This is a genomic window from Embleya scabrispora (assembly GCF_002024165.1).
Taxonomy (GTDB): Bacteria; Actinomycetota; Actinomycetes; order Streptomycetales; family Streptomycetaceae; genus Embleya; species Embleya scabrispora_A.
Genome location: NZ_MWQN01000001.1, coordinates 1342483 through 1355814, shown reverse-complemented (window position 1 = coordinate 1355814; position 13332 = coordinate 1342483). Strand labels below are relative to the sequence as shown.

Genomic DNA, 13332 nt, shown 5'->3' with positions numbered 1-13332 from the left:
TCCAGGGTTCGGACGGGTACAGCGGTCGATCGATGGGATGGGTCGCGTCGGGAGGGACGCGGGGATGCGTCGGTCGGCTCAGCTCAGCGCGCCGCGCTGCACGTGCAGGAAGCGCTCCCGTGCCGCGGGGGTCAGGGCCGGGCCGACCTGGTTGATCAGCTCGGCCATCTCGAACGAGACCTGGCCGATGTCGCACTCGCGCGAGGCCAGCACGAGCAGCGACGCGCCGTCGCTGACCTGCATCGAGAACATGAACGCACCGTTCATCTCGGTCAGGTTGCTGGCCACCGGGTCGGTGCCGAACAGCCGTGCGGCACCGGCCAGAAGGCTGACCAGGCCGGACGCGACCGCGCCGAGCTGGTCGGCGCGGTCCTGCGGCAGCGTGCTGGTGTTGGCCACCACGAGGCCGTCCGCGGAGACCGCGACGGCGTGCAGCACATCGGGCACCCGCGTGGCGAAATCGTTGAGCAGCCAGCTGAGATCGGCTGCGGTGGGGTGGGTCACGATCTCTCCTTGGGATCCGGTTCGCCGCCGTCGGGGCGGGGCGAGGGGGCGCGTCGGGCCCGGCTGTGCCCGATGCCCTGGGCGAAGGCCGACATCGCCGCGGACACCTGGCGGGCGTCTCGGCGGTCCGGCGTCGTGGGGTTCGCCCGGGCGGGTGCCCCGGCCGAGCCGACCAGCGGCGCGGCGGGTGCGGGGGGCGTGCCGGGGTGCACGGTCGGGGTGTCCCGGCGTACCCGCAGCGGCAGGCCCTTGTTGGTGGTGCGGCCGGACTCCGAGGGCTCCGGGGTCGAACGCGGGGGCAGGGGTTCGGCCCCGCGTCCGGCGGACCGGTCCGGCGTCGCCGGGGTCCCCGGGAGTGCCGGGTTCGCCGGGCCGGCCGGTGTGCCCGGGATCGCCGGTGCCGCCGGGTTCGCCGGCGTGCGGGTCGGCGGGGCGAGCGTCGGCGGGGTGGGCGCGGCCGGAGCGGGCGGCCGGGAGCCGGTGAAGCGCAGGCCCGACGGCGCGGGTTCCTGCGGTCCGGGGGCGCTCGCGTCGCTGACCGGTTGCGGCTTGACCGGCGCGAACACGTTCTGCACGGGCTCGAACGGACCGGGGTCGGGGTGACCGCCGGCACGTACGCCGCTGTCGATCGCGCGCGTGGGAGTCGGCTTCGGCAGCGCCGGCGCCTCGTTCTTCGGCGCGCCCGCGCGGTGCCGGCCGGGTCGATCGCGGAAGACCACGATCGTCTCGGGCAGACCCACCTCGGCGACCGTGCCGCCCTGGGGTCCGGGCGCCAGGGTGATGGTGATGCCGTAGCGCGAGGCGAGGTGCCCGGCCACGGTCAGACCCATCGTGCGCACCGCGTGCACGTCCAACTGGGCCGGCGAGGACAGGCGTTCGTTGAACGCGGCCAGTCGCTCGGGAGTGATGCCCACACCGCTGTCGGTCACGGTCAGTACCGCGCCGTCGCCGCGCCGGTTCGCCTGGAGCACCACCCAGGTCTCCGGGCGGCTGAACTTGGTCGCGTTGTCCATGAGTTCGGCGAGCAGGTGCGCGACGTCGTCGCGGGCCCGACCGGCGATCAGGATGCGCGGGTCCACCGCGCCGGGGTCGACCCGGGTGAATCGTTCGATCCGGCCGACCGCCGCGCGCGCCACGTCCAGGAGCAGGGCGTCCTCGCGCACGCGCGCGGTGCCCTCGCCGCCGAGCACGAGCAGACTGGTGTTGTTGCGGCCCATGCGCTGGACCAGGTGGTCCAGCGAGTACAGCCGCTTGAGTCGGTCCGGGTCGTGCTCGTGTGCCTCGGCCTCGTCCAGGACCTTGACCAGACCGTCGGTCAGACGCTGGTTGCGGCGGGCGAGGGCGACCAGCACGGTCGCGATACCGGCGCGCAGGACCGCCTGTTCGGCGGCGATCTTGACGGCGGAGGTGAACATGGTGTTGAACGCCGAGCTCACCTCGGCGATCTCGTCCTTGCCGCGCACCTCGATCGGGGTGCCGGCGCGTTCGGCCATCTCCTCGGCGGTCGCGCCGTCGAGGGAGCGACCCTGCTGGAGCTTGGCGACCGCTTCCGGCAGACCGGAGTAGGCCACGTCGTGCGCGGTGTCGCGCAGACGCACCAGCTCACGGGTCATCGGCCGGCCGAGGCGCAGCACCAGCAGCACGGCGGCGATCAGTGCGAGCAGCACCGCGCCGCCCTGGCCGATCGCCCACCAGCGGCGGGAGTCGCGCTCGTCGCTGACCGAGGACAGCACCGAGGCGTCGACCTTGCGCTCCACATCGCTCATCTTGGCGATGCGGTCGTTGGTCGCCTTGGTCCACACATCCTGGGGGATGGAGATGGAGCCGTCCGCGCGGACCCGGGAGACGGAGTCCTCGAGGAGGTGCACGGCCTGGATCTCGGGCCCGGTCTGGGCCTGTTCCAGCCAGGGGATCCAGTCCGCGTCGGCGAGCGACTCGAACGACGACTCGCTCTCGTTGTAGCCGGTGCGGGTGGCCAGGATGTCCTGCTGTTGGGCCGGCGAGACCGTCTTGGCGGCCAACGCACGGAGCACCGCGCTCTGTTGCTGGCCGAGCCACTCGGTGGCGTGGGACAGTGCCGCCGCCGCGCGCAGTCGGTCCGAGTTGTCGGGGCCGGCGCCGCCGGCCTGGGCCACGCTGTCGCGGTAGTCGAGCGTGGCCGCGATCAGGATGCGGTAGCGGAAGACGACGGCGGTCAGCGAGGTGCCCTTGGGCGCCTGGACCTGTTCGCGCAGCGCGGTCAGGTCGGTCAGGCCCGCGTCCACCCTGCGCAACCGTTCCTTGGTGTTGCCGGGAATCGAGCCGAGGTCCTTGCGCAGCTTGCGGTAGCGCGCGGCGCTCTCGTCCGTCGCGGCGGTGCGCTGGTGGTACGCCGCCAGCGCGCCGGGGTCGGGCCACAACACTGCGGTGGCCGCGGCGCGTTCGCTCTGCAGCCGGTGCGCGAGTTCGCCCGCCTCGGCGGACACCTTGGTCAGCGAGCGCAGGCGATTCGCGTCCAGGGCTTCGCCGGTCGTGGTGGACACGGCGAGGCCCGCCGAACCCACCATCACGGTGAGCGGCACGGCGACGAGCAGGACGAGTTTGCGAGTGATGTTCAGTTTGTCCACCACCCGATCGGTGCCGAGAGGGGGGAGGGGGCGGGGGAGAGAGCCAGGGATGCGGAGTCAATTGTTCCGCTTGTCAAGTACGTCATTTTCCCGATGATTCGCACTTTCCGGTCTTGCCTTTTCGGTGACGCGGATCGCGTCCTATTCCGTGCACGACGGGCAGAGCCTAGCGGCATTCGCACGTGTGCTCGCAGTTGCCGGTGGGTAATACGCGCGCCGGCCCGCATACGGTGCCGAATGTTGACAGGCGTAAGTTAACTGGGCGAAGCAAAACGGATTGTGCCACATGACAATACAGGTCATGATATCGAGCGATTTGGGGTCGGCGTCGGCTGTCGCGGGTTTATATCCGGATTTCCACACCCGGGAAGGAGTGCCCGTTTGCCAACCATTCGTTGGGATATACCGGATCGTTGTGCTCCGTTTATCCGGAAGTCGGATGGGCGCGGCATGGCCGGGGGCACCGGAAGCGGCTCGGGTCGATGCGAGGGGAGCCGGGGTCGGAAGGGTCACATGTCGGGTGGGGGCGCGAGGCGGCTGTCGAGCGGCCCGAGGCCGCGAGTGGACGGTGATCCTCCGCGTCGGCACCGCCGGCGGGAACCGGTTCCGCCGCGTCGCACGCCGGCCGCGCGTCGGTCGTCCGCCGGCTATTGGTCGACCTGTGACTACATCGATCAAGTGCCGGGACGGCCTGTCGTGTTGCGCCGGCGGGCCGCCGGAGGCGTGCCGGTCCGGCTCGGGGTCGGCGCCCGGCCGACGGCGAACGGGCACCGAACCCGACCCCTTCGGGCACGACTTGCCCCGGTTCGGTGCCGAACTCCGGCCGTGGGACGCTCCCTAGCGGCGGACCGCTCCCGCGGTGAGGGCGATGACGGCCACGAGTACCGCCGGGATGGCCAGGGCCGTGGTCAGGCTGGTGTGGTGGGCGATGAAGCCGATCACCGGAGGGCCGGCCAGCAGGCCGATGTACGCGATGCCGGTCACCCGGGAGATGGCCCATGCCGCCGGAACCCCGGGGGTGTTGCCGGCCGCGCTGAACGTCACCGGGGCGACCGGGGCCACGCCGATGCCGAACAGGGTGAAGCCGAGTACCGATACCGCCGGCCAGGGGGTGACCAGCGCGATCGTCATGCCCAGCGCGGCGATCAGCGCACCCACGCGCAACACGCGCACCGGGCCGAAGCGTTCCACCACGTGGTCGCCCGCGAAGCGGCCGGCCGCCATGGCCACCGACATGCCCGCGAAACCGAGACCGGCGACGCCCGCCGAACTGTCCAGCGTTTCGCGCAGGTGTACCCCGCTCCAGTCGGCGACCGCGCCCTCGCCGACGAAGGAGCACAGGCCGATCAGGGCGAGCAGGACGACCGCGCGATAGCCCGCGAGCAGTCGGCCCAGGCCGCCTTCGGCCGGGGCGGGCGCGCGGTCCGCGTCGGTGCTCGTGTCCGGCGCGGGTACGGTCTCCGGCGCGCGGACATGGGGGTCGTCCGCGGGACCGAGCAGCGCCCGCGACCCGACCCAGACCGCGACCGCGAGCACGCCGGCCATGATCGACAGGTGCACCCTCGGAGTGATGCCGAGCGCCGCGGCGCCGGAGCCGATCAGGGCCCCGAACAGACCGCCCAGGCTGTAGCCGCCGTGCAGGCTGTTCATGATCGGGCGGCGCAACTGCTGTTCGATCGCCACCCCCTGGGCGTTGGCCGCGACGTCGGTGAAGCCCATCAGGCCACCCAGGACCAGCAGGCCGACCGCGAGCGAGGGCAGGTCCCACGCGAACGCCGGCAGCAGCAGGGACAGGCAGCCGCCGATCACCGACACCCGGGCGACGCGTCTGCTGCCCCAACGCCCGGCGGCGGTGCCCGCGAGTTGCACCGCCACCAGCGCGCCCACCGGCGAGCCGAGCAGGGCCAGGCCCAACTGGGCGTCGTCCAGGTCCAGATCCTCCTTGAACTGGGGGATCCGGGCCAGGAAGTCGGCCACCGCGGCACTGAACGCGAAGAAGACGAACAGCGCCGCGAACCGCGCGCGACGCAGCCGCGCGACGGACGGTGTCTCGGCCCGTTCCCCCAGGGCGCTCACACCGCGCAGGAGCCGTCGGCGCACGCGTCGCCCGCGGCCGGCTCCGGGGCGGACGACGAGCCGTCGCGCTCGCGTATCCCCTCCCGCACCTGCTTGAGCACCCGGAGGAAGGTGGTGGACTCCTCCGCGCCCTGGACCGCCCACGTGCCCTCGAAGACGAACGTCGGCACCGCCGTGACACCCATCTCCCGCGCCTCGTCGATCTCCCGCCGCACCTCGGCGACGCCCTCGTCGGAGGCCAGGTAGGCGACCACACGATGTCGATCCAGGCCGGCCTCGACCGCGAACTCGGTCAGGCGGGCATGGTCGGCGACGTTCTCGCCCTCGGTGAAGTACGCGGCGAGCAACCGGTCCTTGAGCGCGGCCTGAGCCGCCGGGCCGTACTCGGTCAGCGCGAGTCGCAACACCCGGTGTGCGGTCAGCGTGTTCACGGCCAGCGCGTTGGCGAAGTCGAAGGTGATGCCCGCGTCCTCGCCGATCTCGGCGAGCCGGGCGTTCATCGCGTCCAGGTTGTCTGCGCCGAACTTCTCCGCCAGCCGCTCGCGCAGCGGGGCCGGCTCCGCGGGTGTGCTCGGGTCCAGTTCGTACGGGCGGTACGTGACCTCGACGTCCTCGCCGCCGGGGAACACGGCCAACGCGCGCTCGAAGCGCCGCTTGCCGACGTAGCACCACGGGCACGCGATATCGCTGTAGATCTCGACCTTCACTTGCTCTCCAGCCTTCCGGATCGGGGGCCCGGGGTCGGCGCGCGGCGTCGGGCCGCGACGGCGCGCCGGGACGCGGGAAGTTCGGGCGCTGTACGGGACGGGCGCGGGTCGGGTGTACCGGCGATCACGGTGCCGGAGACACCCGAGGCAAAACATTCGTGCAGGCGTCATCATTCCCCAACCGCGACGTATCGCGGCTTCGGGGCCTGGGCGTAGCCTGTCCGCTGCTCGTCTCCCGTCACCCGGACATCACGCCGCGTGGTCGCGGCGTCACCCCCCGAGGAGCCTTCGTGGACCAGATCACCCAGTACCGGCGCGCCGTCGAGAGCTTCCGCCCGCTGCTGGCCGAGGTCGGCGACGCGGAGTTGACACTGCCCTGTCCGTGTTCCGAATGGGACGTCCGAGCCCTGTTGGCGCACACGACCGGCGCGCAGCGCGGCCTGGCGTCGGCGTTGACCGGGCCCAGCGAGCCTCTTTCGGAGGACCCCCGCGAGGACTTCGAGGCGGCGGTCGAGACGATGGTCGCGACCTTCACCCCGGAGCGGATCGCCGCCGCCATCAAGACCCCGTTCGGCGAGCGGACCGGCGGCTTCCTGCTCGGCCTGGCCACCGGCGACATCTTCGTGCACGCGTGGGACCTGGCCCGGGCGCTGGGCCGGTCGAGCGACCTGGACCCCGAACTCGCCGAGGAACTGCTCGAGCGTATGCGGCAAACCCTTCCGGATGCCGCGCGCGGCGAGGGCCGCGCGTTCGGCCCCGTGCAGCCGGTCGCCCCGGACGCGCCGGCGGCGGACCGGCTCGCCGCGTTCACCGGACGCGTGGTCGACTGACCGCACATCGCCGATCGGGCCCGGGACATCCCGGGACAAGCCCTCCCGGACGCGGCAACTGACGGTACGTCAGGCTGCGCGGAGGGCGGTCGGCGGTGTAAGCACGTCAACGCACACCCCCAGTCGATCGGGAGTATCGATGAGCACGTCGCAGCACGATCACGGCCGGATGGATCCGCCTCGCGTCCAGGAGGTGGCCGACGGAGCGTACGCGTACATCCAGCCGGACGGCACCTGGTGGATCAACAACACCGGGTTCCTGGTCGGTCCGGAGGGCGTCGTCGCGATCGACGGCTGCGCCACCGAGGCCCGCACCCGGACCTTCCAGGAGACGATCGCCAAGCACACCGACGCACCGGTGCGCACGCTGATCAACACGCACCACCACGGGGACCACACGAACGGGAACTACCTGTTCGAGACGGCCACGATCGTCGCGCACGAGAAGACCCGGACCGAGATACTGAACCTCGGGATCATGGAGGTCGAGTCGATCTGGCCGGGTGTCGGCTGGGGCGGCGTGCGGGCGGTACCGCCGTTCCTCACCTTCACCGAGGGCGTCACCGTGTACGCGGGCGATCTGCGGGCCCAGGTCCGGCACTTCGGTGCCGCGCACACCTCGAACGACTCGGTGGTGTGGCTGGAGGAGCAGAGTGTCCTGTACACGGGCGACCTGATCTTCAACGGCGGCACCCCGTTCCTGCTGATGGGTTCGCCCGCCGGCTACCTCGAAGTGCTGGAGAAGGTAAAGGAGTTGGGCGCGGCGACGCTGGTTCCCGGGCACGGCGAGGTGTGCGGTCCGGACCAGATCGACTACGCCATCGGATACACCGAGTTCGTGCTGGAGACCGCGCGCAAGGGTCTCGAGGCGGGTCTGGACCCGTTGAGCGTGGCGCGGGAGACGGATCTGGGCGAGTACGCGGCGCTGTCCGACTCGGAGCGGATCGTGGGCAACCTGCACCGTGCCTATGCGGAGTTGGGTGGGGTGGAGCGGGCGGGGGCGATCGACATCTACGCCGCGCTCGGGGACATGGTGACGTTCAACGGGGGCAAGCCGCTCTCGTGCTACGCGTAGGTGTGGTCGGCCGGCCTGGCGGCCTGGCCGGCCTCACGCGCCGGCCGGGCTGATCCGTCCGGCCTTCGGCCGAGTGGCCTCAAACGCCGGCCGGGCTGGGATTTTGGCCCGGTCGGTGTTGTTGTGTGCGGCTTCGGCGGGTCCGTTCCGGCCTTCGGCCGGGTGGCCTCAAACGCCGGCCGGGCTGGGGTTTTGGCCCGGTCGGTGTTGTTGTGTGGGGCTTCGGCGGGTCCGTTCCGGCCTTCGGCCGGGTGGCCTCAAACGCCGGCCGGGCTGGGGTTTTGGCCCGGTCGGTGTTGTTGTGTGTGGCTTCGGCGGGTCTGTTCGGACGCCGGCTTCCTTAGCGCCGGCCGGGTGGCCTCGAACGCCGGTTTTGGCCCGGTCGGACGCTGTCTGCCTTTGGGCCCGGCTTCCGGTGAGTGGAAGGGGGCTGCGGGGGGCTGGGGGGTCCGGGGTTAGCGTCCAGGGGCGGGTCGGTGAATGGAGACGGTGTGGACAAGGTGGTCGGGGCGGCTGCTGACGCGGTTTCGGATGTGGGGGATGGGGCCTCGGTCGCCGTTGGGGGGTTTGGGCTCTGTGGGATTCCTTCGGTGTTGATTGGCGCCCTGCATGCGCAGGGGGCCGCCGGGCTGAGGGTGGTCTCGAACAACTGCGGGGTCGATCGGTGGGGGCTCGGCATCCTGTTGCATGCCGGGAGGATCGCCCGGGCGACCGGGAGCTACGTGGGGGAGAACAAGGAGTTCGCTCGGCAGTACCTCTCCGGGGAACTGGAACTGGAACTGACCCCACAGGGCACGCTGGCCGAGCGGTTGCGGGCCGGTGGTTGTGGGATTCCGGCGTTCTACACGCCGGCCGGGGTCGGGACGCAGGTGGCCGAGGGTGGACTGCCATGGCGCTACGACGCGGCGGGCAACGTGCTGGTGGCCTCACCGCGCAAGGAGGTCCGCGTCTTCGACGGCGTCGAGTACGTCCTGGAGGAGGCGATCACCACCGACTTCGCCCTGGTCCGGGCGGCCCGCGGCGACCGGCACGGCAACCTGGTGTTCGACAAGTCGGCGCGCAACTTCAACCCGCTCGCGGCGATGGCCGGTCGGATCACCATCGCCGAGGTCGAGGAACTGGTCGAGCCGGGCGAGCTCGATCCCGACGCGGTCCACCTGCCCGGGGTGTTCGTCCAGCGCGTGGTGGCGCTGACCCCGGCCCAGGTCGCCGACAAGCCGATCGAGAAGAAGACCACGAACGGCGCCCCGGCGGTGCGCGGAACGGTGCGCGACTGATGGCCCTGACCAGGGACGAGATGGCCGCGCGGGCGGCGGCAGAGCTGATCGACGGCTCCTACGTCAACCTCGGGATCGGCCTGCCCACCCTCGTGCCCAACCACATCCCGGCCGGCGTACACGTCGTGCTGCACTCGGAGAACGGGCTGCTCGGCGTGGGGCCGTATCCGACGGAGGACGCGGTCGACCCGGACCTGATCAACGCCGGCAAGGAGACCGTCACGGTCCTGCCCGGCGCCTCCTACTTCGACTCGGCACTCTCCTTCGGGATGATCCGAGGCGGCCACATCGACACCGCGATCCTGGGCGCGATGCAGGTCAGCGTGGCCGGCGACCTGGCGAACTGGACCGTCCCCGGCAGCATGATCAAGGGCATGGGCGGTGCGATGGACCTCGTGCACGGCGCCCGCCGGGTGATCGTGCTGATGGAGCACGTGACCAGGAAGGGCCAGCACAAGATCGTCGACGAGTGCTCCCTGCCGCTCACCGGGAAACGTTGCGTGCGGCGGATCATCACCGACCTCGCGGTGCTCGACGTGACCGATCGCGGCCTGCTCCTGGTCGAGACCGCCCCCGGGGTGACCGAGGACGAGGTGCGCGCGAAGACCGGTGCGCGGCTGCTGACCTGACGCCGTCCGCCGAGGTCGGGGCGGAGATCGACCGGCGCCGATGTGATCATTTAGCGATACCGACGCATCGTCGCCGGTCCTCGGCACGTACCGGAACAAGGAGCACCAATCGTGAAGTTCGCGACCTTCGACCTGAATGGCTCGATCCACTCCGGAGTGGTGCCGGGTGAGGACGCGGTACATCCGCTGCCGGCCGGCGAGACCCTGCTCGGTCTGATCGAACGTGGTGCCGAGGCCCTGCGCGCGGCGGGCGAGCAGGCATTGGCCGGCCCCTCGGTCGCGCTCGCCGACGTGCGCCTGCTGCCGCCGCTCCAGCCGCCCACGGTCCGCGACTTCGTGGCGTTCGAGGAACACGTCGAAGGGGCCATGATCACCGTGCAGGGCCCGGGCGCGGTCGTGGTCCCGGAGTGGTACGAGTTGCCCACCTTCTACTTCACCAACCCGTACGCGATCATCGGCCCGAACGACCCGGTCCCGATGCCGCCGGGGTCGGCCGTGCTCGACTTCGAACTGGAGGTCGGCATCGTGATCGGCAGGGCGGGCCGGGACCTGACGGTGGATCAGGCGGCCGAACACATCATCGGCTACACCATCTTCAACGACTGGTCGGCCCGTGACCTCCAGTCCCGCGAGATGCGGGTCGGCCTCGGCCCGTGCAAGGGCAAGGACACCGCGACCACGCTCGGTCCGTGGCTGGTGACGGCGGACGAGTTCGAGGAGTTCCGGGACGCGGACGGCTTCCTGGACCTGGCCATGCGCGCCTCGGTCAACGGCGTCGAGATCGGTCGGGACTCGCTGGTCAACATGGGCTGGCCGCCCGCCGAACTGGTCGCCTACGCCTCGCGCGGCACCTGGATCCGGCCCGGCGACGTGCTCGGCACCGGCACCTGCGGCAACGGCGGTTGCCTGGGCGAACTGTGGGGCCGGGGAAGCGAGTTGCCGTCGCTGCGCGCCGGCGACACGGTCTCGCTGACGGTCGAGGGCATCGGTACGGTGGCCAACACGGTGGTCGAGGGCGCGGCGCCGCAGCCCATCCCGGCGGCCCGCAAGCGCCCGCGCACCCGCAGGGACTCCTTCGACGCGTGAGCCGGCGACGCCCGGCCGGCGGGTCCCACCCGGGGCCCGCCGGCCGGGCACGGGTTCAACTGCCACGGAAACCGTCGGCGCGACGCGAGGCGGCTCACGCCGCGACCGGCGCGGGCCGACCGCGTCGCGTCGGGTCCACTGCCCACAGCAACAGCGCGAGTGCGCCGAAGCCCGCGCCGAGCAGGCACACGGCGGTCCAGCCCGCCGCCGCGTACAGCGTGGTCGAGGCGATCGCGCCGCCCGCGCTGCCGATCGAGTAGAAGATCATGTAGCCGCCGATCAACCGACTGCCGGCGTCCGGACGCAGCGGGTAGATCAGGCTCTGATTGGTGACGTGTACCGCCTGGACGGCGAGGTCGAGCACGATCGTGCCCACCACCAGGGCCCACAACGACTGGCGGGTGAACGCGAGTGGCAGCCAGGACACGGTCAGCAACACCAGTGCGGTGCCGGTGACCCGGTGTGCGTGGCCGAGGTCGCCCAGCCGCCCGGCCGGGATCGCGCCCAGCGCGCCGGCCGCGCCGGCCAGGCCGAAGGCGCCGATCGCGGTGTGCGACAGGGACAGTGGAGGTTCGCTCAAGGGCAGTGCGATGCTGCTCCACAGGGTGCTGAACGCGGCGAAGGCCAGCAGGGCGAAGCCGGCCCGGACGCGAAGGACCGGCTCCTCGACGAACAGCCGCACGGTCGAGCCGAGCAGATCGCGGTACGACAGCGGCGCAGCTGCGGCGCGCCGCCTGGGGAGTACGCGGTACAGCGCCGTTGCCAGGACCAGGGTCGACGCGGCCGAGCACAGGTACACCGCGCGCCAGCCCGCGAGGTCGGCCAGCACGCCCGAGACCGTACGGGCGAGCAGGATGCCGATGACCACGCCGCTGGTGACCGCGCCGACCACGCGACCTCGTTCGGCGGGGGCGGCGAGCGAGGCCGCGTAGGCGACCACCGCCTGGGTGACCACGGCGAGCAGGCCGACCGCGATCATCGCCAGGAACAGCGGGGCGGCCCCCCGGGCCGTACCGACGGCGACCAACGCGATGGCGAGCAGGGCGAATTGACCCACGATCAGGCGGCGGCGGTCGATCAGGTCGCCCAGTGGGACGAGCAGGAACAGGCCGAACCCGTAGCCGACCTGGGTGAGGGTGACCACGACGCCGACCGTGCCGGGGGCGAGGCCGAGGTCGTGGCCCATGGTCACCAGGAGCGGCTGGGCGAGGTAGACGTTGGCGACCGCGACGCCGGCGGCGATCGCGAAGAGCAGGGTGAGGGCGCGGGATATCCGGTTGCAAGTTGCCACCAGGTGACCATAGGCAATGTTGGTAGCATGTTGCAACCGGTGGGGTGAGCGAGAGGACGGGCCATGGTGCAGCGCACGCGGTTGGACGAGGACAGTTGTCCGGTGGCGCGATCGGTGGACGCGATCGGCGACTGGTGGTCGCTGCTGATCGTGCGCGACGCGTTCGACGGGAGCCGCCGGTTCGGCGAGTTCCAGCGCAGTCTCGGAGTGGCCAAGAACATCCTGACCGCCCGACTGCGGGCCCTGGTGGCGGGCGGGATCCTGGAGACGGTACCCGCGTCGGACGGCAGCGCCTACCGCGAATACGTACTGACCGCGAAGGGGCGCGACCTCTTCCCCGTGGTCGTCGCACTGCGGCAGTGGGGCGAGACGCACTGGTTCGGGCCCGGCGAGCCGATGTCCAGGCTCCTGGACCGACGCGACGGCCGCCCGCTGCGCACCCTGGAGGTGCGTGCGGCGGACGGCCGCCCGATCCGGCCGGAGGACACCGAGGTGGAGCGGGTCGGCGAGGGCGGCCAGGACTGACCGACCGGACGAATTCGCCCTACCCGACCGGGACTTCGGTGAGCCCGAGGTGGTTCAGCAGGGTGAAGAACAACTGCTCGACGAATGGATCCCGCCGGAAACCCAACAACTCCAGGATCGGCTCGGGCCGCACCTCGTAGCCGGCCGCCGCCGCCCACCGCACCGCCGCCTCGGCGACCCGCGGCCGGTCCTCCTCCAGCCACGCGGCGGCCTCGTCCCGGAACCGGGCGAAGTCGCCCCGCCCGCCGCCCCGGTGCCACCGGTTCTGCGCCAACCGCGAGGCGGCGGTGCCCGGGTCGAGCCACCCCTCCCAGAAGTCCGTCCCGCTCAGTCCCTGGACATGCGCGACATCGCTCTCGAACACCCCGCACACCAGCACGGGGGAGCCGGTCCTGGCGGCCAGGTCGGTCAACCACGGGCCCTGGAAGGCGTACGGATCCTCGAAGTGCCGCACGTGCACCGCGCGCCAGCCGTCGCGGTAGGCCCACTCGGCATAGACCGGATGGCCCTCGCCGCCCACATACGGCGCCAGGTCGGCCAGCGGCGTGTCCGCACGTAAAACGACGATGTCCCCGTTGAACCCCATGGCCACCCCTTCGGTCGCGATGTCCGTTGCGGCCCAAGGTAGATACCGCGTCCGACAACCGGCCGGGTGCCGGCGACAGGGGTGCGCGGGGGCTTCGCACGACGGTTCCGGGCGGCCCTGTCGTCGTGGCCCCGACCCGC

12 protein-coding genes are annotated in these 13332 nt (G+C 71.7%); 6 read left to right on the top strand and 6 right to left on the bottom strand.

Translation table 11 applies throughout. From position 1 onward, the window contains the following. Nucleotides 1-78: 78 nt before the first annotated feature. The 4 genes from B4N89_RS05995 to B4N89_RS05980 form a co-directional block, all read right to left on the bottom strand. Complete coding sequence (locus B4N89_RS05995) at nt 79-504, bottom strand: roadblock/LC7 domain-containing protein (RefSeq protein ID WP_078974825.1); 426 nt, start codon at nt 502-504, stop codon at nt 79-81. Continuing rightward, nucleotides 501-3110: a nitrate- and nitrite sensing domain-containing protein gene (locus B4N89_RS05990; RefSeq protein WP_143657864.1), complete on the bottom strand. Its 2610-nt coding sequence runs from the start codon at nt 3108-3110 to the stop codon at nt 501-503. The genes B4N89_RS05995 and B4N89_RS05990 overlap by 4 nt, the downstream gene beginning before the upstream one ends. Nucleotides 3111-3947: 837 nt before the next feature. Continuing rightward, nucleotides 3948-5186, bottom strand: coding sequence for an MFS transporter (locus tag B4N89_RS05985; RefSeq protein WP_161500643.1), 1239 nt, complete (start codon nt 5184-5186; stop codon nt 3948-3950). Beyond that, nucleotides 5183-5893: a DsbA family oxidoreductase gene (locus B4N89_RS05980; RefSeq protein WP_078974823.1), complete on the bottom strand. Its 711-nt coding sequence runs from the start codon at nt 5891-5893 to the stop codon at nt 5183-5185. Before B4N89_RS05980 ends, B4N89_RS05985 begins: the two co-directional genes overlap by 4 nt. Nucleotides 5894-6183: 290 nt before the next feature. Here B4N89_RS05980 and B4N89_RS05975 point away from each other — a divergent pair, with 290 nt between their 5' ends. The 5 genes from B4N89_RS05975 (at nt 6184) to B4N89_RS05955 (ending at nt 10790) form a co-directional block, all read left to right on the top strand. Beyond that, nucleotides 6184-6723: a TIGR03086 family metal-binding protein gene (locus tag B4N89_RS05975; RefSeq protein ID WP_161500642.1), complete on the top strand. Its 540-nt coding sequence runs from the start codon at nt 6184-6186 to the stop codon at nt 6721-6723. 139 nt (nt 6724-6862) lie between these two features. Next, entirely contained in the window at nt 6863-7798 is a 936-nt protein-coding gene (locus B4N89_RS05970; RefSeq protein ID WP_078974821.1) for an MBL fold metallo-hydrolase, read from the top strand. Between the two features lie 491 nt (nt 7799-8289). Then, on the top strand, nt 8290-9075 hold the full coding sequence (locus B4N89_RS05965; RefSeq protein WP_078974820.1) for a CoA transferase subunit A: 786 nt from the start codon (nt 8290-8292) through the stop codon (nt 9073-9075). After that, the gene (locus B4N89_RS05960; RefSeq protein ID WP_078974819.1) at nt 9075-9704 is read left to right on the top strand and encodes a CoA transferase subunit B; all 630 of its coding nucleotides are present in this window, start codon (nt 9075-9077) and stop codon (nt 9702-9704) included. Before B4N89_RS05965 ends, B4N89_RS05960 begins: the two co-directional genes overlap by 1 nt. 111 nt (nt 9705-9815) lie before the next feature. Further along, complete coding sequence (locus B4N89_RS05955) at nt 9816-10790, top strand: fumarylacetoacetate hydrolase family protein (protein WP_078974818.1); 975 nt, start codon at nt 9816-9818, stop codon at nt 10788-10790. Between the two features lie 94 nt (nt 10791-10884). Here the strand turns inward: B4N89_RS05955 and B4N89_RS05950 are convergent, their stop codons facing one another. Next, nucleotides 10885-12081, bottom strand: a complete 1197-nt coding sequence (locus tag B4N89_RS05950) for an MFS transporter (protein ID WP_078974817.1) — start codon at nt 12079-12081, stop codon at nt 10885-10887. 63 nt (nt 12082-12144) lie between these two features. Between B4N89_RS05950 and B4N89_RS05945 the strand changes: the two genes are divergently transcribed. Further along, nucleotides 12145-12606 carry a winged helix-turn-helix transcriptional regulator gene (locus B4N89_RS05945; protein WP_078974816.1) on the top strand — a complete coding sequence of 154 codons (462 nt, stop codon included), beginning with the start codon at nt 12145-12147 and terminating at the stop codon, nt 12604-12606. 19 nt (nt 12607-12625) lie between these two features. On the opposite strand, the gene B4N89_RS05940 is transcribed toward B4N89_RS05945, so the two are convergent. Continuing rightward, nucleotides 12626-13192 carry a hypothetical protein gene (locus tag B4N89_RS05940; RefSeq protein WP_078974815.1) on the bottom strand — a complete coding sequence of 189 codons (567 nt, stop codon included), beginning with the start codon at nt 13190-13192 and terminating at the stop codon, nt 12626-12628. Between the last annotated feature and the right edge of the window lie 140 nt (nt 13193-13332).